We start from the raw sequence: 21,190 nt of genomic DNA, 5'->3' as shown, positions 1-21,190 counted from the left end.
TGGGGATTTTTAAAAATATGTATAAATTTCAGCATTAAAATAATTGAAAAACACTATTCTAGATATATAGCAATTAAGCAATCGTTTAAGCATAACTCTATTATTTTTTTTGCTATATTCAATAATTAATTTAAATATTTCTTCTTTATTTATATCTAAACTTTGTTGTTTTTTCTTTTCTTCAAGAGATTTTTTTTCTTTTTCAAGTCTGTATAATTCTTTATTTATATTTTCTATTTCTTTTTTTGCTTCTAATGGTGTGTAAATACCAATTTTAGTACTTTCTTTAATGTTTTTAATGTATTTATTACATTTGTCAATATTTTCATTTAAAAATTCAAGTTGAGCTTCTATTTCATCATCCAAAGAGGTATTACAATGTTCAATATGATTAAATTCAGTAATTATTTTATCAAGGATATAGTTTTCTAAAACCTCTACTCTTTTTGGTTTCCAGTCACATATAATCTTATTATTTGAATGCTTATGATTTTCATTTATAGAATTTGAATTGCATTTGTAGTATTCTTCATTTCCATATATTTTTGAACCACAATAACAAAAGATTTTACCAGAAAACAAATATGCTCCCTCACTTTTTGCTCTATATACTTCTGTAACCTGTCTTAGTTTAAGATTGTTTTTATCCCAAAGAGCTGGAGGAATCAGAGGAATAATATTTGGAGAGTTATTTACTTCAATTATTTCTTCTTCAGTATTTTCCATTATTATTTTTCCTTTGTATGTTTTAACTTTCCCATATATAACAGTTCCTTTATATGCAGGATTAAAGAAGAAACTATCAATTCGTGTATAGTCAAACTTATATTGAGGATATTTTTCTTTGCAGTAGTCTAACATTTGGTGTTTATTTTTAAACTTACCTTTATCAAATAAATCATGTAACTCTCTTACAATCTGTGCTTTTAGAGGTTCTACTGTGTCAGGGTAAGTTTTTTTATTTACTCTCATATAACCAAAGAGTCTAGTCATATAGAATCCCTGCTTAGCACTTTCTTCTTTTGCTGTTTTCATCTTAGATACGATATCTCTAACATATTGCGCATTAAATACATTATTTAAATCCCAATACATTCTAGCAACTGGATTATATACTCCCTCCCTATCTGAAAGAGAATATAAAATAAATGTTTTTTTAAATAACTCAGCATAATCAAGCATTTTTTCAGCCCAAGCTCTATTTCTTGCAAATCTTGACCAATCTTTAATTATTAATATATTTATAGTTCTAGATTTTATAAGTTCAAGAATTTCTCTTTGTGCATCTTCAGCAGTTACACCACTTTCTATTTCAGCTTTTTCTTTATATACATTAAGGTTATTCTCACTAACAACTCTTCTTAAAATAGAAAGTTGACTTTCAATGGCATGTTGTGGATTAGTTTCATCCTTGTAATCTTCTCTGGATATTCTAGCATAGAGATAAGCTTGAGGAGGATGTCCTAATTCAATAGCTAATTTTTGTAATCTTTCTTTTATCATAAAATTACCTCTATTTACTATTTATTTCCCTTCCTAAAAATTCTAAATTTTCCCAAAATTCTTTCATTTTTTCTTTTGATATTATTTCATCTATACTAGGGTCTTTTATAAACATTTTAATTCTCCTTTATTTTTAATAAACTTTATTAGTATAATTAGCAAACTTAGTAAGTTCGTGAAAGAATCTTAATTTTATAGTTCCTACAGGGCCATTTCTTTGTTTACCTATAATTATTTCTGTTATCCCTTTAGCTTCAGATTCTTCATTATAGTAGTCATCTCTGTATAGAAATGCTACCATGTCAGCATCTTGTTCTATCGCTCCAGATTCTCTTAAATCTGAAAGCATAGGTCTTCTATCTGCTCTCTGTTCTGTAGCTCGTGATAACTGTGAAAGAGCTATAATAGGTACATCAAGTTCTCTAGCTATTCCTTTAAGTGATCTTGATATATCTGATATTTCTTGCTGCCTATTTTCATTTTTTCCACTGCTGCCTTTTATCAATTGTAAATAGTCAATAAGTATCATATCAAGTTTTCCTGCTGCTTTCATTCTTCTGGCTACAGTTCTTATTTCCATTACTGTAGCATTTGGAAGATCTGCAATATTCAATTGGGTTTTCATTAATGTTTCGCTTGCCAACCCCATTCTCCCCCAATCATTTTCAGAAAGAAATCCTGTTCTAATTTTTTGTAATCCTATCCCTGCTTCTATTGCAATAAATCTTTGAAGCAGTTGAGAACTTGACATTTCTAAACTAAAAATAAGAATAGATTTATTAGTCTTAGCAGCATTTAAAGCTAAATTAAGTGCAAAAGCTGTTTTTCCCATTGCTGGTCTAGCAGCAAGAATTACAAGGTCAGAGGGATTAAATCCATTTGTCATCTGGTCGAAATCAGTAAATCCTGATGAAATCCCAATTGTAGTTCCTTTATTATCATAAACATTTTGAAGTCTAGTAAATTCACTATTCATCATATCTTTTATAGAGATAACATTTCTAGTATTATTGTTTTCTGCTATTTTGAAAATAAGAGCTTCAGATCTATCTATTATATCTTCAGTTGTTTCTTCTTCATCAGATGTCATTTCTACAATTTTAGTAGCTGAATCTTGTAGATTTCTTAATTTAGCTTTGTCCATAACTATATGAGCATATTCAATAACATTTGCAGCTGTTTGAACAGATTCTATTACTTCATAAAAAGTATCATTTTTTATATTTTTGTTTTTTTCTAAAATCAGAATAGGATCTATTGCTTTATTTTCATTGTAAAGTTCTAAGATGGCTGCATATATGATTTTAAGGTCTTTATTATAAAAATCATCTGGAGAGAGAAACTCTGCTATATCGGTAAGGGCATTTTGTTTTAAAAATATACCACCAATTACAGCTTTTTCAGCTTCTGTATTATAAGGAATTTTTTTTATTTCAAAATCTTTCATCTAAACCACCTTTTTATTTTTTCCAAAAAAGTCAAACGAAAAGTTACAAAACCGTGATATTTAATCATTTTCATTTTCATCACCGTTATATTCAATTTGAAGATTATTCTTATTTTCAAATTCTTTTTCTTTATCTTTTAGTAATTGTTCTATTTCTTTTATTTCTTTTTTATAAATGGAAATTTTATCAACTAAAGATTTTAATTCTTTTGGATCCTCTATTTTATCAACTCTTTTTTTCATTTTTTTTATTCTTTTTGTATTGAAAAAAGGTATTTCTTTTTTAAATTCTTCTTTTGTTTTTTCAATACAAGGTTGTAAAAATTCTTTTATATCTTGAGTATTTGACATTCTTTTATCTACTATCATAAGCCTGTTATCATATGTAACATCTTTATTTGTAAGAATTTTTACAGCTGAATCTGTAAGAGCAGATATAAAACTTTTATAATTTGGAAATTCCTGATACAATGAATGTCTTTTTAAATACATAGAAATCATGTCTTTTGTAAGTCCACAGCCTTCATACCACTCCATAAAGCTATTTGTAGCTTTTAAGACTACAGAAATATCATATATAGCTTCACAGATATCAAATAAACTTTCATTATATTTATCTAATTTTCTAGAAATTAATTTTTCTTTTTGAATAACTAAGTCAATTACACTTTTTTCTCTAATTTCAAATTTTTCGAAATCAAAATTACTTTTATACTCCTGTTTTTCCAAAGCTGCTTCTAATTTATTCAAAACATTTTTATTCACACTATCACATCCAATACATCTTCTATAATTTGCTTAAATTGTGCTACATCTTGATTATGCACATCCCATATAGTTTTCCCTTTATCTATTAATCTCCCTATTGTAGAACTTTGAGCAAGAGGTAAACTTAAATAAATATCATAAGAATTAAATATGTCTTTTAGATTGTTATAATATTCTTTTTCTTTTTTAGTATTAGTATATCTATTTGGAATAACAGCTTTTACTTTTCTTTTGTCAGTATCATTTATAATATTAAGCATAGATTGAGAAGTAGCTTGATCTAAAAAAGTAGGTATAATAAAGTAATCAGCTTCATCTGTGAACTCTTTATCTAGCCTTAAAGTAGGATTAGGATCTAAAAGTATAAAGTCATATTCTTGCTTTAATTGGGATATAGTATTTTTTAAATTTGATTTAAATTTCTTTGATATTTCCACTCCTACAGAAAGAGGGATATAGTAAAGATTTTCTCTTAATCTGATTAAGTCACCATCACCTTTTGTTACCCAACTTTCTAATCCTGCTCCAGGCTCGGCATCTATTCCAGCAAAAAGTAAAATATTGTTCTGAGTATCAGAAGTTATTATTAATACTTTATATCCAAATAAAATAACAAGAGCATGTCCAACTTGAAGAGTTATCCAACTTTTACCTACTCCACCTTTATTATTTTTAAATGCTATCATTTTTCCCATAAAATGCCCCCTATATTTTCAAATAATCTTTTGGATCTGGAATTGGAAATCTTCTATCAAATTGATGTTTTTGTAAGTCAAAATACAGTTTTCCATAATTTTTTACTTCTGTATAACTTTCAGGATTTAGATTGAGTTCTTTGCATTTTTCATTGATTCTAGTCCACCATTCCAGAGGCATTTCTATTTTTAAAATTCCCATATTTTATCACTCCAATTTTTTAAATTTTTCTAGATAGCTAGTTGCTAAGTTTTTATCATATTTAGTAATAGATTTTTTAAACTCTTCAAAAGCAAAATTGAAATTTCCACAAGTAGAAACCATAGCAGCATATTGCTCAAATTTACTTTTTATTTTATTCTCTTCATTCACAGTAGAGGATTCTTTTTTCTTTTCTTCTGTGAAAGACCATTCTCCTTTTAAGGCTTTGTAGAGAATAGCATTAAAGTCTTTTCCTTTTCCCAGTGTTATTTCTTTCTCTGTAAGAGAATAAGCTTTTTTAAATATATCCTCTGTAAGATCTGGAATAAATCTTTTTATATTGCTTATAGTTGCAGCATTCAAAAGAGGGAATTCTTTTATTACTAAAAATTCATATGGACTACTACTACTTTTTTCTTTTTTAGTAGTAGTAGTATTTGTTATATTAGTATTTGTATATTCTTTAGTTTGTTGTTCAGTATTTTCCGTTGACGGTTCACCAGTTACTGGTTTTACCGTTGCGGTTTTTTCAGTTAACGGTGAAGTTCCCTCTTTTTCTATGACTTCTTCAAAAAGATAATCTTTTTCATCAGATATAAATAAAATATTTCTTGAAAATTTTCCAGAAGTTCTACTTTGGGATTTATACATATATCCAGCTTTAATTAACTCCTGAATAATTTTATTAACTTTATCTCTTCCAATTTTTCCTTCAGACATTAAAGCGGAAACATTAATTTCCCAGTCTTCAGGTCTTGAAAGAAGAGAAGCAGCTAGTCCTTTAGCTTCAAAAGAAATATAAGGATCTTGCAAAAAGTCGTTTGAAATACTTGTATAGTTATTCTTTTTTTTCTTTTTTAAAATACTCTTATCAAAGTAGCTCATTTTTGATCACTCCTAACTTCTTTATTCAGCAGTAGCTATACAAGTTTTTATAAATTGTTTAGTTAGTGGTAAATATAATACTTGGTATGTATGTCCTGCATTTTCTTTTACAATATCTTCTGCTACTTCTTTGTTTGTAGAAATATGGACAGGAATACCATTCTTACTTACTAAATACACAGGAATTTTTTTTAATTTAGACATTTGCCATCACCTCATTTTTTAATCTTCAATTTTAAATTTTTTTGAATAATTTTCATTATTCATCCAGCTATTATTCCAATATGCTTTTAACATATCTGGATCTAAATTATTTATAGTTTCAGGAGATGCAACAAGTTCAGGTTCTTTAATCTGTGTGTGAAGATATTTCGTTAAAACTCCATCTAAAATTGCATTTGTTTTTCTAGAATGAAATTTAAAATCATCTTGAATAGCTTCATAAACACTTTTTTTAGTATAAAAAATTACTTTTAATTTTGAACAATACTTTTCTGTGTATGATGTTAAATCAAAACTCCAAAGAATATATCTAAGTAAATCTTTTTCAAAAATATTTTGTACTCGAATGTGAAATCTTTCTTCTTTTTTTTCTAATTCACTATCATCAACTGCATACTTTTTTTTGATTTCTTGATACCTTTTATATGCTAATTCCCTTTCAGCTTCAGTGGTTGTCATATCTTGTGATAATGCTCTTAATTTTCTTAATTTATCCAGCAATTAGAACACCACCTTTCAATTCAACTATTTTCTCTTTTATTTCTTCATCTGTTCCTATAAAAATTTTAGGTGTCCCACCAATAATGATTGAAAGCATAAATAAGTTTATATGTTCTAGGTATATTTGTCTCATAATTAAAAAACCTCCTTAAAAAAAAGCTTGAAATTTTTAAGGAGACCATGATATACTCTACTTGTCGAAGGTAGGTGGATCTTGTGGTCTGCCTTTTTTTCATTTTGATTTAATTCTATTGTTTCAGATTCTGTAACTCTGGTGGTAAAAGAATGAGAGCATACAAAGCATTTATAGTATCTTCTTTTAATACCAGTTTTTATTTTTGTGCAGTAAGGAGAAAGCTTTATTCCACATTCAGGGCATTTAATCATATAACCCTCTCTGTTTTCTTTTTTCAAGATTTTCTAGTATCATTTTTGTTTCTACTTCAGAATTTTCTATTTTTAGCTTTTCTCTGCACTCTACAGCATAATTTATTAGAAATTCTCTTAAATTATCATCCATTTCTTCATATTTTATTTCATCATTTTTTACTACATTTATACTTTTTTTAAATTTTTCAGTAAAAGTTTTCATGTTTTTCCTCAGCTCTCTGATATCTTGTTTAAGTATTTCAATTTCTGCTTCAAGAATTATTCTATCTAATCTAGAAATAAAATTACTTTGCATATCATCATTCCAAACTAAAAGATTAAACATTTTTACTCTTCTCTTATCATCTAGAGCATCTATTACTTTTGCATTTCTTAAACATTCCTCAAAAGTCATTATTCTGCTCTGAAGATTCATGCTTCTTTCTAAGTCTGAAGAAATTCCACTACAATTTTTCATAAATTAATCTCCTTATTTTATATATTGTTTATATTTGTAATTAGTATCATTTTTGAAATAATCTATCATTTCATCAACAGCTTCTTTAGTTATATCTTCTCTTTTAATAATTTTTAGATAGATTAATTTTAAAAATCCTTTGACTATGATTTTGACAAGTCGTTTATCTTCTTTTGGATTGATCAATTCTTTTATCTGAGTATTTATCATTTGTCCTCCTAGCTAAATAATATTGATTTTAGAAATATCTAGTTCTATAAGCTTACTCACATTTTTTGTAGGTTCATATATTTTAGATAATTGCATCCTTCTTTCTTCTAGTTTTTCTTTATCAGAAGAAATAAATTTTTTAGTATATGAACCATTTTCATAAATAAAATAATAAACTTTCATTAGCCCTCCATTTTAAAAATACAAAGGTAAATATTCATGATAAATTTAATAAAGTTCCTTTTGGTAGAGATAAAGCTGTTTCTATTTTGTTTATTATTTCATTATTTTTTCTTCTCACATGATGCCACATAAGTTGTCTTGATAAACCTATTTGAGTACATAAATCTTCTACTTTCTTGTTTTGTTTTATACACTCAATTTTTATAATTTGTGTTAGTGTTAAATTTTCCATAAAATAACCTCCTATTTCAATTTATAATTTTATTTCGTTTTGTAAATATTTCATAATGTAAATATAACATAAAAAATTCAATATGTAAATAGAAAAATTAAAAGTTGTTTTACATATGGAAATATAAAGGGTAAAATAGTTTTGAAAGGGGGGAATTATGACTGAAAATGTTAGTGTTGAAATAAAAGAAGAATTAAGAAAAAAACTTGGAGATTATATTGAAGAATTAAGAAATAAAAAAAATTATGGATTTAATCAGTTAGCTATGAAAAGTGGAGTTAATGTTAGAAGTTTGAATGAAATAATTAATGGTAAAGCTAAAAAAGTAAATCCATTCCACTTAAAAAAATTAGCAAAAGCTTTAAATGTAGATTATAAAGAATTTTATAAAATAGTTGGATATTTAGATGAAGACGAAAAAATAGTTCCTAATGCAGAGATAGCATTTAATTTTAAGAGAGTTCCTGTTTATGAAAATATCAGTGCAGGGTATGGAGCTGCTGAAAGTGATATTTTAGATTATATTTCACTTCCAAATTACCAAGGAACATTTACAGGAGATATTTTTGCTGTTCAGGTACATGGTGACTCTATGGAAAATACTATAGAAGATAAATCTATTGTATTTATAAAGAAAGATGCAGAGATTCAAAATAAAAAGATTGGAGCTTTTATAGTTAATAATAATGCTTATTTGAAGAGATATTTTGAAGATGAACATGGGGTATTTTTAAGAAGTGATAATAGGGAATATAGAGATATAGAAATAAAAGCTGGTGATGATTTCATTGTAGTTGGGAAATACATTGGATCATTCATAAGAGAAGAATAAAGGGGAACAAATAATAAACATGGGAAGAGAAATAAAATCAAATATAGCAACTGATTGTAAATTTAAAGATATTCCAATTTACAAAAGTATAAGTGCAGGCTATGGTTCTTATGAAAATGAAATTGAAAATTATATATCTGTTGTAAATTTTAATGATGTTTTTACTGGAGATGTATTTGGAGTGGTTGTAAAAGGAGATAGTATGGAAGATACTATTTTAGATGGAGCTATAGTCTTTATTAAAAAGTGTGATGATATTCCTTTTGGAAAGATAGGTGCATTTATGTTGAATGGGTGTGCCTATTTAAAAAGACTTTGTGAGAAGGAAGGAGAAATGGTATTGAGAAGTGACAATAGTTATTATGATGACATTGAAATAAAAGCTTCAGATGACTTCACAATAGTTGGATTATACAAAGGAACTTTATCAATAGCAAAATAAATGCAAAAAAAATTAAAATCTCTTTATTAAAGAGAAAATAAAAATAATCTGGGAGGATTTTATGAAAAAATTAGCAATTTTATTATTTTTATTATTTAGTATTTTAGGATGTGGAGGGAGTAAAGAGAAGAAAGAAGAACCTGTTAAGTTAATACCATATTTGTATAAGAATATTTATGATAATGGACCAAAAGTACAAAATATTGTTAAAGTGAATTTGGTAGATATAAATTCTGAATCTGAAATTAAAAGAATTCCAACAATTGAAGAGTTAAAAGCTGTATTTAAAGATTTGATGGAAATATATCCTAATAAGGAAAATCATTTTGCTATATTTGTACTTCCAATATCTTCAAGTCTTACTTCTAGTACATTAGATAAAAGTGGAATTGCTATTTATGATATAAGAAAAGTTGGTGATAAAGAAATAGAAGTAATGGATTTTAAATATCAATTAGAATATGAAATTATGACTATTAAACCAGATTTTATAGGAAGGTTAGGCTTTATAGAATATAAGAATATAATTCCAATTGAAATTGGTAGTAGTATAAAAGGTTTTATAAATAAGAATGGAGAACCTTATTTTAGTAAAGATAGTATGAATTCATATATTTTATTAAATAATAGTCATCAAACACTTGGAACTCTATATCTTACCTCTGAAAATGATAAAATAAAAGAAATAAGTTTTTATTCAGCAAATAGTGCTTTAACTGAAAATGAAAACAAAGAAATGGAAAATATAATTTTAAATAATGAGATAAAAGAAGGAAGTAATCTTTCAAAAAAATTAGAAAATTTATATTATAATAAACCTAAATTTAAACTTACAAGAAAACAATGGGGAAAAAATATATCTAAATATTTTAGCAGTGAAAAAATTATATATGTAGAAAAAGAAGATAAGGGAACTTATTTTAATCAAAATTTATATTTAACTGAAAATATTGGCATATTCAATTCTTGGAATAAGAAAAGTAATAAACTTACAAATTTATCTATAGTTGGAGCTCAGATAGAAAATTCTGAAAAATTAAAAAAAGAGTATTTAGCAATAGTTGAAAAAGTAATAGCTTCATCTGGGATAAAAATTTCTGAAAGTACATTTAAAAATCTTATGGATAAATTAGGATTTTATGATAAAGCTAATTGGGAAAAAGGATGCAATACTTATGTTGAAATAGAAAATTTTGGATTTGAGTTGGAGATTAATGAAATAGAGAGTTTTGTGGTTGTTAGAATAGTTGATAATATAAGAGAATAAAAAGTCTAGGGGAAGTAGCTATGAAAAAAATTATAATATTTCTTTTTATACTTTTTACAACTATAAGCATAGCAGGGCAATTAGTGTATATAACTCCTAAAGGAAAAAAATATCATTCTACAAAAAATTGTAGGACTTTAGCTAGGAGCAAACAAATCATAGAAATTGATATTTCTAAAGTTGGAGGAAGACAACCTTGTAAAGTTTGTAGCTAAAAAATTGTTAATAAAATTATATTTAATTATTAAATTTAATTTTATTGGTGCTATAGACGAAACAAGAAAATTATAGTATAATCTAGAAGAAAGAAATTTATTAAAGGTAGGAGTATAAAATGGGGATGGTAGAGCAAGAATCAGTACTAAATAAATGCCAAATATTTACACCAGAAAAATATGCAAATAAACTTCTAGAATATGCAGGGTATAAAAAAAATTTATTTGGAAAAAAAATACTTGAAAATTCATGTGGAGATGGCGAAATTTTAAAAGTAATAGTTAATAAATATATAAATAGTTTATTGAAAATGAAAACTTTGGATGAAATAAAATTTGGTCTAGAAAATGATATTTATGGGATTGAGCTTGATAAGGAACATTATTCAACTTGTTTAAAAAATTTAGATATGATAGCAGGAACTTATGGGATTAGAAATGTCAACTGGAAAGTATTTAATGAAAATGCATTAAAAAAAGAATGGGATAAAAAATTTGACTATATTATTGGAAATCCACCATATATTTCTTATAAGGATATAAATGATACTATTAGAAAAGAATTAAAAGAGAAATATACTTCATGTAAAAAAGGAAAGTTTGATTATTATTATGCATTTATAGAAGAAAGTTTAAACTGTTTATCTAGTTTTGGAAAGTTTGTATATTTAATTCCAAATAGTATTTTTAAAAATGAATTTGGGGAAGAATTAAGAAAAATAATATTGCCTTCACTCAGTAAAATTGTTGACTATAAATCTCATAAAATTTTTAAAAATGTTTCTACCACATCAGCAATTCTAATTTGTGACAAGAGAAAAAAGAAAAAATCTATGTTATATTTTGATTATGAAAATAAAAATCAAATAAAAATATTAAAAGAAAATTTAAATAAAAAATGGATATTTGTAGAAGAAAAAAACGATTTACTTAAAGATAATTTAAAAAAATTTGGGGATTATTTTAAAGTTTCTATGGGAGTAGCAACTTTAAGTAATAAATCTTTTGTTATAAATGATTACAAAGAAGATGAAATTTATGTTTATAAAAATGGAATGAAAATAGAAAGAGAAATATTAAAGCGAGGAGCAAGCCCATCTGGAATGAAAAAAGGAAAAAATGAGCTTATAATTTTCCCTTATAAATATATTGAAGATAAATTATATAAATTTTCTGAAGAAGAATTTGGGACATTATTTCCAGAAGCTAAAAACTATTTATTACATCATTATGAAGCATTAATGGAAAGAGATGCTGATAGGTCAGCAAAGTGGTTTGAATATGGAAGAAGCCAAGCACTGCAATATTTAAATACGGATAAATTAATACTTTCAACTTTAATAACAAATAGAGTTGAAACTTATATTTTAAATGATACTTATATACCTTATTCAGGAATTTATATTATAGCTAAATCAAATTTACCATTAAAATTAGCACAACAAATATTAGAAAGTCAAGAGTTTTATAAATATATAAAAAATGTTGGGAAAAATGCTAGTGGAAAAACAATAATGATAACTGCTAAAGATATTAATAATTATTATTTTTAAAATAGGGAGGTAAGCAGTGGGGAAATTAAAATATATAGTAGAAGATAGTCGTGTAGCTGAATTGCTAGGAGTACAAAACTTTACTAAAAAGGAATCAGCTATATTGGAATTAGTAAAAAATTCTTTTGATGCTGGAGCAAGTGAATTAAAAATAATTTTTAAAGAAGATCAATTAATATTGGAAGATAATGGAAAAGGAATGAATGAAGATGACATAAGAAATAAATGGATGCATGTTGGGAAAAGTAGTAAAGAAAATGAATATAGTTTTTATGATATAGAAGGAAACGAAAGAATTTATTCAGGATCAAAGGGAATTGGAAGGTTTGCTTTAGCTAGATTAGGAAAAAGAGTAAAACTTATTTCTAATAAATTAAAAGATTATAAAGTCATTTGGGAAACAGATTGGAATAACATTAATTTTAATACTGAAGATATAATCACTAAAGATTCAAAAACTAAAATAATAATATCTGAATTAAGAGATAGATGGAATGAAGGAAGTATTGAAAACTTAAAAAAATATTTATCCAGAACAACAAGAAATTCAAAAATGAAAATATATATTGAATTTAGAGAGAAAGTTTATAAAATAGAAGAATTTTTTTCAGAACCTAAACTAGGAATTAATTGCTTAAGTATAATAAGATTTGAATATTCAGCACTAGATAAAAAATTGGAGTATACTATTACTTCAGATGAATTTACTGATGAAGCAAAAAATTACTATAAAGGAAATATTCACTTTAAAAATGAAGTATTAGATATATATACCCTATTTTCTAAAAAAAATGAAAAAGATATAGAACTTCAAAATAAGCTACAAGAACTTGGAAACTTTAAAGGAGAATTTTACTTTAGGATATCTGCTTCAAAAACTGATAAAGAAAAATTTTTATATAAATATTTAAGAATTCCAGAGCAATATATAGAAGGGATTATTTTGTATAGAAACTCTTTTAGTATATCTTCATATGATGGAACTAAAGATTGGATAGGAATAGGTCAAAGGGCTCGAAAGTCACCAGCTGCTGCAACACATCTTACTGGGGCTTGGAAAGTTAGAGAAAATAATATTGCTGGAAAAGTAGAAATTGATAAAAATGAAAATAGTGTATTGAGAGATTTATCAAATCGTCAAGGATTAGAAGAGAATGAATATTATGAAACTTTTATAAAAATTATAGAGAAAGTATTAGAAGCTTTTGAGGTTTATCGTCAGGAAATAATAAGAGAAATTAATAAAAAAAATGTATTGAAAGAAACTTCAGAAGAGGAAATATTACAAAGAATTATAAAAGATTTTACTATGATAGAAAGATTAGATCAATTTGAAAAAGAAAAATTAAAAACAGAAATTTTAGGATTGCAAAAAAGAGAGCAGTCTATTAAAGAGGTTTTAAAAGAAGTTGAAAATAATTTTAAATATGATGCAAGGATATTAAATATGTTGTCTACAATAGGACTAAAAGCAAGTTCAGTAGCTCACGATTTACAGAATGAAAGAAATAATATTAATAGGTTATGTAAGGATTTAAAAAAAGCTTTAATTAAACATAAAGTTTGGGATATTTTAGATAAAGAAGAAAATAAAGAAAAAGCAATTTATAATGTACCTCAAATGTTGGAAGATAATGAAAAAATAAATAAGAAAGTATCTGTTTTTATTGGAACATTACTGGAAGATATTAAAAAAAATAAATTTAAAAGTAATGATTTGAAAATTTTAGAAGTAATGGAAAAGATAAAAAATATTTGGGAAAGAGATTATAAAATGTTAAAAATAGATTTAATTATTGACCCAGATACAAGATTTAAAAGTTCGGAAGATATATTCAAAGTTATTTTTGATAATTTAATTTTAAATAGTTTTCAACAAAATAGTTCTAAAGATAAAATTAATATAAAAATTAATATAGAAAAAATTGGTGAATTTTTAGAAATAAGTTACGAGGATGATGGTAGAGGACTTCTTGAAAAATATATAAAAGATCCTATGAAGATATTAAATGTTCATGAAACTTCACGAGAAAATGGACATGGTTTAGGTATGTGGATTACTAATAATACCATTATTAAAACTTCAGGGGAAATTGAAGAAATTAAAAATATTTTAGACAAGGGAGTTAATAGAGGTTTTTATATGTCTTTTAGACTAGGAAGTGATATATAAAATATGGAAGTAATTAATATTGCATATGTAGATGATATAATAGAGAGAGCAATATCTGGATTTTTAGATGAATACGATTACAATATAAAACCAGTTGAAATTAGATCATATGAGATTAAATTTACAAAAGAAGATGATTACAAAACATTGTTAAAAAAATTGACTGATAAAAACATAAATTTATTAGTTATAGATTCTGCATTATTTCTTTTAGATGACCAAAGAGATAAAAGATTTACAGGAGAAGAGTTTAAAATAATATTAAAAAGGCTGTTTCCATATATTGAAACTATTGTAATTAGCCAAAATGAGCAAAAAGACTCATATGATATTATAAAAAAATATAATTGTGATAAAAATTTATCTCAAGATCCAGAAGAATATTATTCAGAAATATTAGGGAAGTGTATAGATAAAAAAATAAATGAAATTTTGATGGGAAGAGAAATATTTAAAAAATTGGATGAAAAAAAAGAAGTAGATAGTGAGTTATTAGAAAAAATTTCACTTTCATTAGATGGTGGAGATGAATATTCAGAATTAAAAAGTGAAGACATCAAGGAACTTATTGAAGAATTTAAAAAATTAAAGAGGGCTATAGATGGATAAAAATGATTATAGAAATACTACTTACTGTAAAAAATTAGAAAAAATTTCTGGAAAAAAAGAGGAACTAAAAGAAATAATAAGAACACATAATCATCCTTTAACTAATAATTTCTATAATATTGTAAGAAATGAATTTAAGGGGAATTATTTAGAGATATATAATTATAAATGTGCTTATTGTGGAACTTCAGTCTTTGTATTAGATCCTGATTTATTTGAAATAGATCATTATAAAAATGAGGCTTCTTGTTCTAGTACAGGTGAGGCTGGTGCATTAGAGAATCTGGTTGTAGCATGCCGTAGTTGTAATAGAAGTAAGGGAGGATTAAGAATTAAAGATGAGTATTTAGAGAAATTGCAACCAGATAAAGAAGAAATAAAGAAAATTTTTTACAGAGAAGATGATTATGGAATAAAAATAAAACCTGAGTATGAAGAGGATAGTGAAATTCTTAAATTTTATAAAACATTGAAATTAGATTATGAATTTAGAAAATTAGATTTTTTATTATTAAATTTAGAAGGACTGTACGAAAGTTTAGAAAATGGAGATTTGAAAATTAGAATTGGAGATTTAAAAGGAAGAATAAGAAAAAAAAGATCTCTAAAAAATAAAATTATAAAATGATTGATGAAAGAATTCAAATTAAAATTTGAGTTCTTTTTATTTTAAAAAATTTTTCAAAAAATAAAAAAGTGTACCAAATTTGGTACAACCCCTCTTGAAATTTATTTTTTTTTATGGTAGTATCAAAATAAGATAAAACCAAGAGGGTGATTATTTTGAAAAAAGAATATAATGATATAGCAAAAACCTATTGCAAATGTGGTCGTTTTCTTTATGAGCAGATAGGAAGTAAAACTAGGTTTCCAAGAGGTGTAAGTGTTATAATCAGTGGTGATTTATCCCAAGTAGAATGTAAATGTGGAGAAATCACAAAAGTAAGTTTAAAATAAATTGAATTTAAAGTACGGCTTTCTGAGTCAAGGTTTCAAGTAATTGAGATCTTGGCTCTTTTATTTTTTGGAAAAAAGGTGATTGAAATGGGAGTAGGAATAAACACAGATCCAGCATGGAAATACACTATAAGAGTAATAGAGAAAATTAGCATTATAAATGGGAAAGAATGTTTGATGCTGGTGGATAAAAGACTATGTACATGTAAAAAAGAACTAGATAGGAATTTAAAAATTTTAAAAGAAGTCTATCCTAATCATTCTTTACAAATAAAAGAGAGAAAAAACAACAAATGGCAGGTCATTGAATATTCAGTATAGGAGGGGAAATGAAAAGAGTAATTATTTTAGCAGGGCACAATTTTGAAAAAAGTGGATGTAGCACTCAAATGGAAGATGGAAAAAGAATAACAGAGTTTGATCTTACTACAGAATTAGTAGCAAGAGTATTTAAAGAAGAAAGATTAATTAATCTTGATACTGTTATAAAAGCAAGAAATGATTTTGCTGATTTAGTAAAAGAGGTAAATGAAATTCCAGCTAATTATTTAATCAGTTGCCATTTTAATGCTTATGATGGAGAAACACAAGGGACAGAAGTCCTTTATGCTCATACAAGTTCAAAAGGAGAGAAATTAGCTAAAAAAGCTCAGACTATTCTAGTAAAAAATCTTGGTCTGAATGATAGAGGAATAAAAGGTGTTTCTCCATCTGAAAGAGGTGGAAGCATATTAAATAAAACAAAACCTATAGCAATACTAATAGAGCCATTCTTCTTAGATGAAATACATTCATATGAGAGATTAAATACCCTAATGGATAAGACTGTAGAATCAATTTTAGAGATATTGTTATATATTGCAAATCAATAAAAATTTGGATGAACTGATAAGGTTCGGGATAGGAGAGGTATAAGCTTGTTTATTAATAAAGAATATAAAGATTTTGAAAAAATGATAAAAGAAGCAGAAAAAAATGAAATTAAGCTGATAGTATCAGGAAATAATGAAGAAATAGAAATATTTCCATATAGTTATGAATATAGATTAAGAGAATTTAAACTGGGAATTACTACACCTAAAAATATAGAAAAACTATATAAAAGTATTCATAAAAAATTACAATTAGTATCTAATAAAGAAATTTCTTTAAAAAAGCAATTAGAAGAAAGATATAACATTGTAATAGAAGAAAATTTTGAAGATGAAAAGGAGCAGGGAAATATGAATGTTAAGTGAAAATAAAATATTTCGAATAGGAATAGATAAGATTTCTCTTTATAATTTTTCAATTGAAACAGAAAAAAGATTTAAAAAATTAACTGATTACAAAGAAAACTCATTGAAGGAAAAAACTATTATAACAGATGAACTATTTTCCATAGTAAATTCTTATACTGTGTATCAGGGAGAAAAAGAGGTAGAGGAAAGCTTTTTTAATAGAATTACTTTTAATCCAAATAAAATTTTAACTGGTGATAACATATGCAATTCAACAACTTTAGATTTAAAAGAGGCAATAGAAAAACTGACATTGATGTTAAAAGAAAAAGAAATTTATATAGACTTTTCAGATTCAAGGATCGCAGATATAGAAATTAATTTAAATGTTCCAGTTGATTTTAATGAATATTCAGAAGTATTTATGCTTTTTTTTAAACAAATAAATTTTTCTAAAGCTATAAGTGCTATTACAGATTCTGAGAGAGTTAAAAATTTCAAAATAGATGAAAGTTTTTTTACAAGAATAAATAAAAGTGTTACTTTTAAAGTTTATTCTAAAGATAGAGAAAAGAATCTAAATACAAGTATAAGTCGGCTAGAATACTTTTTTGAGACATCCTCTTATAAATATATAAGTGAAAAATTTGGAAAAGATAATTCACTGGCAACTCTACTCAAAAATAAAGATTTAATAGAGGTAATTTTTAGAGAGAGATTAAAGAAGGACTTTATAAAAAAGGCTTTCAGCTATATTGAAAATAGGATAAAACCAGTTTTAGAAAAAGAATATTTAGCCTTTAAAAAGGCAAATATATTAGCAAGATCCACTGGAAGAAAAGAGGAAAGAAATATTTATAGATATTTGGAGGAATTCTGGATATTTGACTATTCTTTCTTAATAGACATAATAGGAAAATATGATAGCAAGCATAAAGGAAGAGAAACAAAGAAGATTTTAGAAAAATATATCCAGCATAATAATTTAAAAAAATTGAATTACTTGCTGGAATTAATTTTTCCCCACTAATCCAATTAGAGGGGAAGATATATATTTGCTATAATCCCTATTTAAAAAGGCTTAGGAAAAGAAAATAAAAAGAATATTTATCTTGCTTTTCTTTAAATTAAACTATGTTAAAAAAATATGACATGGAATATTACTTTACTGTTACAAAAGGAAGGAGCATGGCAAAGAAAACTACTACTACTAATTTAAAAAAAGAAATTAGAAAAAGATATGAATATGGAGAAGGTTTGATAGACCTTGCTATAGAGTATAAAGTCAACTATGGCACATTAAGAAACTTAGCTTCTCATGAAAAATGGGAGAAGGGTATAGTAAAAGATATTGTAAGAGCAAAAGAAATATTTGAAGCAGCTGATAAGACCTTGAAGGAAAGAGAAGCTATCAAAGAAGAATACAAGCTTCTTACTAAAGATTTAAGAAACTATGCAATAGATAAGGCAACAGGTAGGCAGGTATTATCAGGAGATAGATACACTTCTCCAGTTAATAAATCTACAGAGGAAGCTTTTCTTAAAAGAGTAACAGCTATAGATGTTCTATATAAGTTGGATAAAGACCTACATTCAATCTATAGTGATAAGGAACTTCTTGAGATGAAGCAGGAAACAGCGAAATATGAAAAGTTAAAGAAAGAGCTAGATGAGAAGCAACATGCTAAGTTACTAGATTAAGGTACTGTAAAAAGTTTTGGCGATTTGAGGAGCTGGCGAGCTCGAAAGTCGTTGATTCTAGAATTTTTTTTGGTTCTGCCAAAATTTTTTGAGTAAATAAGGAGGGTAAAAATGCCTGAAGTTATTGCTACTGAAAGTAGAATGGCTAGGACATTCAAAATGTCAGAAAGAAGTATCAGAGAAAAATTTAAAGAAGTGAGAATTGCTCCAGGACAATATGATTTTATTGCTGCTGTAGAAATGTTTGTAGAAAGTTCTTCAGGAAAAGACGAATCTCTTGAACTTAAAAGAGTTGAGAAAGAAACTAAAGAATTAAAACTTGGAATAATGAGGGAAGAATATCATCATAAAGATGACATAACATTGTTAGTATCAGATATGTTGTTGAGAATGAAGTCCAAGTTAAATGGAATTCCATTAGAGGCTAGTTTATTACTTTTAAATAAAAGTGATAGGCGAGAAATAGAAGATATTCTTAGAAAAAAAATAAATATAGCATTATTAGAATTATCTGAATATAAGGACCTAAAGATGGAGGATGTTGAAATTGGAGAAGAAAACGATTAAATTATTTACAAATATTTTAAAAGTATTAGAACCAGCCCCTGATTTGACAATAGGAGAATGGGCAGATGATTACAGAATACTATCAAAGGAGAGTTCAGCAGTTTCAGGAAAATGGATGACAGATAGAACTCCTTATATGAAAGTTATCTATGAATGTATAACAGATAGTTATACAGAGGCAATAACTATGATGTTTAGTTCACAGGTAGGAAAAACAGAAGCTTTATTAAATATTTTAGGAAGGTATATGCACTTAGATCCTTGTCCTATTCTTTTTGTCCAACCTACTGTTGATGATGCCAAGGCATTTAGCAAAGAAAGAGTAGAACCAATGATAAGAGACACTAAAGTTTTGAAAAAACTGATAAAAAAATCTAATAAGAAAAAAGAAGGAACAGTACAAGGAAAAATGTTTCCAGGAGGGTATGTGCGATTTGTAGGATCTAACAGTCCATCAGGATTAGCTAGTAGACCTATAAGAATAACTCTTCTCGATGAAGTTGATAGATTTCCACAGTCAGCCAAAGATGAAGGGAATCCAGTAGTCCTTGCAGAAAGAAGAACTACTACATATTTTAATAAAAAAAATCTTAGGGTATCTACTCCAACTGATGATACAACTTCTAAAATAAAAAAATTGTATATAGAAGGTTCTCAGGAAGAGTGGTGCTTACCTTGTCCACATTGTGGAATATATCAACCTTTAGAATGGGAAAATGTTAAAGAAGAAAATGGAACAGTATTTTTAGAATGCAGCTCTTGTAGTTATGAGGGAACAGAAGAGGAATGGAAAAAAGAAAATCAACTCAATGGAAAATGGATAGCTAAATTTCCAGAAAATAAAAAACATAGAAGTTTTCATATGAATGCTATGGCATCACCATGGGTAACATGGGATGAAATGTGGGAGGAATGGCTTCTAGCTAAAAATGATGAAATGAAATATAGAGTATTTCTTAATACTATGCTTGGAAAGCCATATATTTTACATTTAGAAGAACAGCTCGATTATGAAGCTATATTTGAAAGAAGAGAAGACTATGGAGCAGAGTTGCACGATAATATAAGATTTTTAACTGCTGGAGTAGATGTACAAGACAATAGACTTGAACTAATGGTTGTAGGATGGGGTTATCAGTATGAAAGCTACGTAGTAGCTTATAGAGATTTTCCTGGTTCACCTGGAAAAGAAGATGTATGGTTGCAGTTGGATGCATATTTAAAAAGAAAATTTTCTTTTAAAAATAAAAAAAGTTTATCTATAGCTTGTACTCTTATAGATTCTGGAGGACATCACACAGGGAATGTGTATAAATATGTCTATGGAAAAGCAAAGAGAAATATCTTTGCAATTAAGGGTCAAGGTGGATTTGGAATAAATATTCTGAATGGATTTAGAAAAACTACTAAGAAGGGTGTTCCAAGTATAAACTTATTAAGTCTAGGAGTTAATGCTCTGAAAGATTTGGTTTATTCCAGATTAACTATTTTAGAAGGAGCAGGAACTTGTCATTTTCCAACAGATTCTACAAAAGGTTGTGGAATAGATTTTTTTAAAGGTCTTACAGCAGAAGTAAAAGTAAAGAAGATGACTTCAAAAGGAGAGAAAATTGAATGGGAAGTTCTTCCAGATAGGAGAAATGAACCGTTGGATTTGATGAACTATGCTACAGCAGGAATAGAATTACTTCCAGTTGATTTGTATAATTTGAAATTTAAACCGAAAGGAGGTAAATGATGGTATTCACAAAAGAAATGTGTGAAAAACACTTGAATATCTGGTTGGAAGCTGATTTAAAAGTAGCTCAAGGGCAAAGCTATACAATAGGAGCAAGAACTTTAACTAGAGCTAATGTTAGTGAAATAGCTAGAAATATTGAACTTTGGGCAGAAAGATTGGAACAGGCAAACGGAAAATCTGGTCCTCGCTTTGTTCAATTTATTCCAAGGGGGTAGAAA

The 21,190-nt window shown here is 26.6% G+C and carries 30 protein-coding genes; 17 read left to right on the top strand and 13 right to left on the bottom strand.

What is annotated here, in order from left to right; all coding sequences use genetic code 11:
- Positions 1–9: 9 nt before the first annotated feature.
- The 13 genes from C4N20_RS15870 to C4N20_RS15820 form a co-directional block, all read right to left on the bottom strand.
- Positions 10–1,503 carry a recombinase family protein gene (locus C4N20_RS15870; RefSeq protein WP_005980108.1) on the bottom strand — a complete coding sequence of 498 codons (1,494 nt, stop codon included), beginning with the start codon at positions 1,501–1,503 and terminating at the stop codon, positions 10–12.
- A gap of 133 nt (positions 1,504–1,636) precedes the next feature.
- Positions 1,637–2,950, bottom strand: a complete 1,314-nt coding sequence (gene dnaB, locus C4N20_RS15865; RefSeq protein WP_005980104.1) for a replicative DNA helicase — start codon at positions 2,948–2,950, stop codon at positions 1,637–1,639.
- Positions 2,951–3,010: 60 nt separating this feature from the next.
- Positions 3,011–3,715 (bottom strand): ribosome-recycling factor, encoded by a 705-nt coding sequence (locus C4N20_RS16405; protein ID WP_005980103.1) that lies wholly within the window; start codon positions 3,713–3,715, stop codon positions 3,011–3,013.
- The gene (locus C4N20_RS15860; protein ID WP_005980101.1) at positions 3,712–4,413 is read right to left on the bottom strand and encodes a ParA family protein; all 702 of its coding nucleotides are present in this window, start codon (positions 4,411–4,413) and stop codon (positions 3,712–3,714) included. Before C4N20_RS15860 ends, C4N20_RS16405 begins: the two co-directional genes overlap by 4 nt.
- 10 nt (positions 4,414–4,423) lie before the next feature.
- The gene (locus C4N20_RS15855) at positions 4,424–4,615 is read right to left on the bottom strand and encodes a hypothetical protein (protein WP_005980100.1); all 192 of its coding nucleotides are present in this window, start codon (positions 4,613–4,615) and stop codon (positions 4,424–4,426) included.
- A 6-nt stretch (positions 4,616–4,621) separates the two neighbouring features.
- Positions 4,622–5,500 (bottom strand): hypothetical protein, encoded by an 879-nt coding sequence (locus tag C4N20_RS15850; RefSeq protein ID WP_005980098.1) that lies wholly within the window; start codon positions 5,498–5,500, stop codon positions 4,622–4,624.
- A gap of 21 nt (positions 5,501–5,521) precedes the next feature.
- Positions 5,522–5,704: a hypothetical protein gene (locus tag C4N20_RS15845; protein WP_005980095.1), complete on the bottom strand. Its 183-nt coding sequence runs from the start codon at positions 5,702–5,704 to the stop codon at positions 5,522–5,524.
- A gap of 18 nt (positions 5,705–5,722) precedes the next feature.
- On the bottom strand, positions 5,723–6,223 hold the full coding sequence (locus C4N20_RS15840) for a DUF2786 domain-containing protein (protein ID WP_005980093.1): 501 nt from the start codon (positions 6,221–6,223) through the stop codon (positions 5,723–5,725).
- Complete coding sequence (locus C4N20_RS16575; RefSeq protein ID WP_005980091.1) at positions 6,213–6,356, bottom strand: hypothetical protein; 144 nt, start codon at positions 6,354–6,356, stop codon at positions 6,213–6,215. The genes C4N20_RS15840 and C4N20_RS16575 overlap by 11 nt, the downstream gene beginning before the upstream one ends.
- A 246-nt stretch (positions 6,357–6,602) precedes the next feature.
- Positions 6,603–7,070 carry a hypothetical protein gene (locus tag C4N20_RS15830; RefSeq protein ID WP_005980087.1) on the bottom strand — a complete coding sequence of 156 codons (468 nt, stop codon included), beginning with the start codon at positions 7,068–7,070 and terminating at the stop codon, positions 6,603–6,605.
- Between the two features lie 12 nt (positions 7,071–7,082).
- On the bottom strand, positions 7,083–7,280 hold the full coding sequence (locus C4N20_RS15825; protein ID WP_005980085.1) for a hypothetical protein: 198 nt from the start codon (positions 7,278–7,280) through the stop codon (positions 7,083–7,085).
- Between the two features lie 12 nt (positions 7,281–7,292).
- The gene (locus C4N20_RS16570) at positions 7,293–7,463 is read right to left on the bottom strand and encodes a hypothetical protein (RefSeq protein WP_005980084.1); all 171 of its coding nucleotides are present in this window, start codon (positions 7,461–7,463) and stop codon (positions 7,293–7,295) included.
- 34 nt (positions 7,464–7,497) lie between these two features.
- Positions 7,498–7,695, bottom strand: coding sequence for a hypothetical protein (locus tag C4N20_RS15820; protein ID WP_005980082.1), 198 nt, complete (start codon positions 7,693–7,695; stop codon positions 7,498–7,500).
- 157 nt (positions 7,696–7,852) lie between these two features.
- On the opposite strand from C4N20_RS15820, the gene C4N20_RS15815 reads away from it, so the two are divergent.
- The 17 genes from C4N20_RS15815 to C4N20_RS15740 all read left to right on the top strand — a co-directional run bounded on the left by C4N20_RS15815 (position 7,853) and on the right by C4N20_RS15740 (position 21,187).
- A complete protein-coding gene (locus C4N20_RS15815; RefSeq protein WP_005980080.1) occupies positions 7,853–8,527 on the top strand; it encodes a LexA family protein in 675 nt (224 codons plus the stop codon).
- Between the two features lie 19 nt (positions 8,528–8,546).
- Complete coding sequence (locus C4N20_RS15810; protein ID WP_005980078.1) at positions 8,547–8,969, top strand: S24 family peptidase; 423 nt, start codon at positions 8,547–8,549, stop codon at positions 8,967–8,969.
- A gap of 61 nt (positions 8,970–9,030) precedes the next feature.
- A complete protein-coding gene (locus C4N20_RS15805; RefSeq protein ID WP_005980076.1) occupies positions 9,031–10,236 on the top strand; it encodes a hypothetical protein in 1,206 nt (401 codons plus the stop codon).
- Between the two features lie 20 nt (positions 10,237–10,256).
- Positions 10,257–10,451: a hypothetical protein gene (locus tag C4N20_RS15800; RefSeq protein ID WP_005980074.1), complete on the top strand. Its 195-nt coding sequence runs from the start codon at positions 10,257–10,259 to the stop codon at positions 10,449–10,451.
- 119 nt (positions 10,452–10,570) lie between these two features.
- Complete coding sequence (locus C4N20_RS15795) at positions 10,571–12,004, top strand: Eco57I restriction-modification methylase domain-containing protein (RefSeq protein WP_005980072.1); 1,434 nt, start codon at positions 10,571–10,573, stop codon at positions 12,002–12,004.
- Between the two features lie 16 nt (positions 12,005–12,020).
- Positions 12,021–14,177, top strand: coding sequence for an ATP-binding protein (locus C4N20_RS15790; RefSeq protein WP_005980070.1), 2,157 nt, complete (start codon positions 12,021–12,023; stop codon positions 14,175–14,177).
- A gap of 3 nt (positions 14,178–14,180) precedes the next feature.
- On the top strand, positions 14,181–14,786 hold the full coding sequence (locus C4N20_RS15785; RefSeq protein ID WP_005980068.1) for a hypothetical protein: 606 nt from the start codon (positions 14,181–14,183) through the stop codon (positions 14,784–14,786).
- Positions 14,779–15,414, top strand: coding sequence for an HNH endonuclease (locus C4N20_RS15780; protein ID WP_005980067.1), 636 nt, complete (start codon positions 14,779–14,781; stop codon positions 15,412–15,414). Before C4N20_RS15785 ends, C4N20_RS15780 begins: the two co-directional genes overlap by 8 nt.
- A 146-nt stretch (positions 15,415–15,560) precedes the next feature.
- Positions 15,561–15,743, top strand: a complete 183-nt coding sequence (locus C4N20_RS16565) for a hypothetical protein (RefSeq protein WP_145959523.1) — start codon at positions 15,561–15,563, stop codon at positions 15,741–15,743.
- Positions 15,744–15,830: 87 nt separating this feature from the next.
- Positions 15,831–16,064, top strand: coding sequence for a hypothetical protein (locus C4N20_RS15775; protein WP_005980063.1), 234 nt, complete (start codon positions 15,831–15,833; stop codon positions 16,062–16,064).
- 8 nt (positions 16,065–16,072) lie between these two features.
- The gene (locus tag C4N20_RS15770) at positions 16,073–16,615 is read left to right on the top strand and encodes an N-acetylmuramoyl-L-alanine amidase (protein ID WP_005980061.1); all 543 of its coding nucleotides are present in this window, start codon (positions 16,073–16,075) and stop codon (positions 16,613–16,615) included.
- A gap of 45 nt (positions 16,616–16,660) precedes the next feature.
- Entirely contained in the window at positions 16,661–16,981 is a 321-nt protein-coding gene (locus tag C4N20_RS15765) for a hypothetical protein (RefSeq protein WP_005980059.1), read from the top strand.
- Positions 16,971–17,993, top strand: a complete 1,023-nt coding sequence (locus tag C4N20_RS15760) for a hypothetical protein (RefSeq protein ID WP_005980057.1) — start codon at positions 16,971–16,973, stop codon at positions 17,991–17,993. The genes C4N20_RS15765 and C4N20_RS15760 overlap by 11 nt, the downstream gene beginning before the upstream one ends.
- Before the next feature lie 158 nt (positions 17,994–18,151).
- Positions 18,152–18,664 (top strand): hypothetical protein, encoded by a 513-nt coding sequence (locus C4N20_RS15755; RefSeq protein WP_005980055.1) that lies wholly within the window; start codon positions 18,152–18,154, stop codon positions 18,662–18,664.
- Between the two features lie 111 nt (positions 18,665–18,775).
- The gene (locus C4N20_RS15750) at positions 18,776–19,231 is read left to right on the top strand and encodes a hypothetical protein (RefSeq protein ID WP_005980053.1); all 456 of its coding nucleotides are present in this window, start codon (positions 18,776–18,778) and stop codon (positions 19,229–19,231) included.
- Positions 19,203–20,969 carry a phage terminase large subunit family protein gene (locus tag C4N20_RS15745; protein WP_051006467.1) on the top strand — a complete coding sequence of 589 codons (1,767 nt, stop codon included), beginning with the start codon at positions 19,203–19,205 and terminating at the stop codon, positions 20,967–20,969. The genes C4N20_RS15750 and C4N20_RS15745 overlap by 29 nt, the downstream gene beginning before the upstream one ends.
- The gene (locus C4N20_RS15740; protein WP_005980049.1) at positions 20,969–21,187 is read left to right on the top strand and encodes a DUF6148 family protein; all 219 of its coding nucleotides are present in this window, start codon (positions 20,969–20,971) and stop codon (positions 21,185–21,187) included. The genes C4N20_RS15745 and C4N20_RS15740 overlap by 1 nt, the downstream gene beginning before the upstream one ends.
- The last annotated feature ends 3 nt before the right edge of the window (positions 21,188–21,190 follow it).

The organism is Fusobacterium ulcerans (genome assembly GCF_003019675.1).
GTDB classification, from domain to species: Bacteria; Fusobacteriota; Fusobacteriia; order Fusobacteriales; family Fusobacteriaceae; genus Fusobacterium_A; species Fusobacterium_A ulcerans.
This window is presented reverse-complemented; position numbering and strand designations above follow the sequence as displayed.

What these genes read in the sequence shown, in the direction of transcription:
- C4N20_RS15870 (WP_005980108.1), bottom strand. Translation starts at nt 1,503, where the DNA reads ATGATAAAAGAAAGATTACAAAAATTAGCTATTGAATTAGGACATCCT.
- dnaB (WP_005980104.1), bottom strand. Translation starts at nt 2,950, where the DNA reads ATGAAAGATTTTGAAATAAAAAAAATTCCTTATAATACAGAAGCTGAA.
- C4N20_RS15860 (WP_005980101.1), bottom strand. Translation starts at nt 4,413, where the DNA reads ATGGGAAAAATGATAGCATTTAAAAATAATAAAGGTGGAGTAGGTAAA.
- C4N20_RS15855 (WP_005980100.1), bottom strand. Translation starts at nt 4,615, where the DNA reads ATGGGAATTTTAAAAATAGAAATGCCTCTGGAATGGTGGACTAGAATC.
- C4N20_RS15850 (WP_005980098.1), bottom strand. Translation starts at nt 5,500, where the DNA reads ATGAGCTACTTTGATAAGAGTATTTTAAAAAAGAAAAAAAAGAATAAC.
- C4N20_RS15845 (WP_005980095.1), bottom strand. Translation starts at nt 5,704, where the DNA reads ATGTCTAAATTAAAAAAAATTCCTGTGTATTTAGTAAGTAAGAATGGT.
- C4N20_RS16575 (WP_005980091.1), bottom strand. Translation starts at nt 6,356, where the DNA reads ATGAGACAAATATACCTAGAACATATAAACTTATTTATGCTTTCAATC.
- C4N20_RS15830 (WP_005980087.1), bottom strand. Translation starts at nt 7,070, where the DNA reads ATGAAAAATTGTAGTGGAATTTCTTCAGACTTAGAAAGAAGCATGAAT.
- C4N20_RS15825 (WP_005980085.1), bottom strand. Translation starts at nt 7,280, where the DNA reads ATGATAAATACTCAGATAAAAGAATTGATCAATCCAAAAGAAGATAAA.
- C4N20_RS16570 (WP_005980084.1), bottom strand. Translation starts at nt 7,463, where the DNA reads ATGAAAGTTTATTATTTTATTTATGAAAATGGTTCATATACTAAAAAA.
- C4N20_RS15820 (WP_005980082.1), bottom strand. Translation starts at nt 7,695, where the DNA reads ATGGAAAATTTAACACTAACACAAATTATAAAAATTGAGTGTATAAAA.
- C4N20_RS15815 (WP_005980080.1), top strand. Translation starts at nt 7,853, where the DNA reads ATGACTGAAAATGTTAGTGTTGAAATAAAAGAAGAATTAAGAAAAAAA.
- C4N20_RS15810 (WP_005980078.1), top strand. Translation starts at nt 8,547, where the DNA reads ATGGGAAGAGAAATAAAATCAAATATAGCAACTGATTGTAAATTTAAA.
- C4N20_RS15805 (WP_005980076.1), top strand. Translation starts at nt 9,031, where the DNA reads ATGAAAAAATTAGCAATTTTATTATTTTTATTATTTAGTATTTTAGGA.
- C4N20_RS15800 (WP_005980074.1), top strand. Translation starts at nt 10,257, where the DNA reads ATGAAAAAAATTATAATATTTCTTTTTATACTTTTTACAACTATAAGC.
- C4N20_RS15795 (WP_005980072.1), top strand. Translation starts at nt 10,571, where the DNA reads ATGGGGATGGTAGAGCAAGAATCAGTACTAAATAAATGCCAAATATTT.
- C4N20_RS15785 (WP_005980068.1), top strand. Translation starts at nt 14,181, where the DNA reads ATGGAAGTAATTAATATTGCATATGTAGATGATATAATAGAGAGAGCA.
- C4N20_RS15780 (WP_005980067.1), top strand. Translation starts at nt 14,779, where the DNA reads ATGGATAAAAATGATTATAGAAATACTACTTACTGTAAAAAATTAGAA.
- C4N20_RS15775 (WP_005980063.1), top strand. Translation starts at nt 15,831, where the DNA reads ATGGGAGTAGGAATAAACACAGATCCAGCATGGAAATACACTATAAGA.
- C4N20_RS15770 (WP_005980061.1), top strand. Translation starts at nt 16,073, where the DNA reads ATGAAAAGAGTAATTATTTTAGCAGGGCACAATTTTGAAAAAAGTGGA.
- C4N20_RS15760 (WP_005980057.1), top strand. Translation starts at nt 16,971, where the DNA reads ATGTTAAGTGAAAATAAAATATTTCGAATAGGAATAGATAAGATTTCT.
- C4N20_RS15755 (WP_005980055.1), top strand. Translation starts at nt 18,152, where the DNA reads ATGGCAAAGAAAACTACTACTACTAATTTAAAAAAAGAAATTAGAAAA.
- C4N20_RS15750 (WP_005980053.1), top strand. Translation starts at nt 18,776, where the DNA reads ATGCCTGAAGTTATTGCTACTGAAAGTAGAATGGCTAGGACATTCAAA.
- C4N20_RS15745 (WP_051006467.1), top strand. Translation starts at nt 19,203, where the DNA reads ATGTTGAAATTGGAGAAGAAAACGATTAAATTATTTACAAATATTTTA.
- C4N20_RS15740 (WP_005980049.1), top strand. Translation starts at nt 20,969, where the DNA reads ATGGTATTCACAAAAGAAATGTGTGAAAAACACTTGAATATCTGGTTG.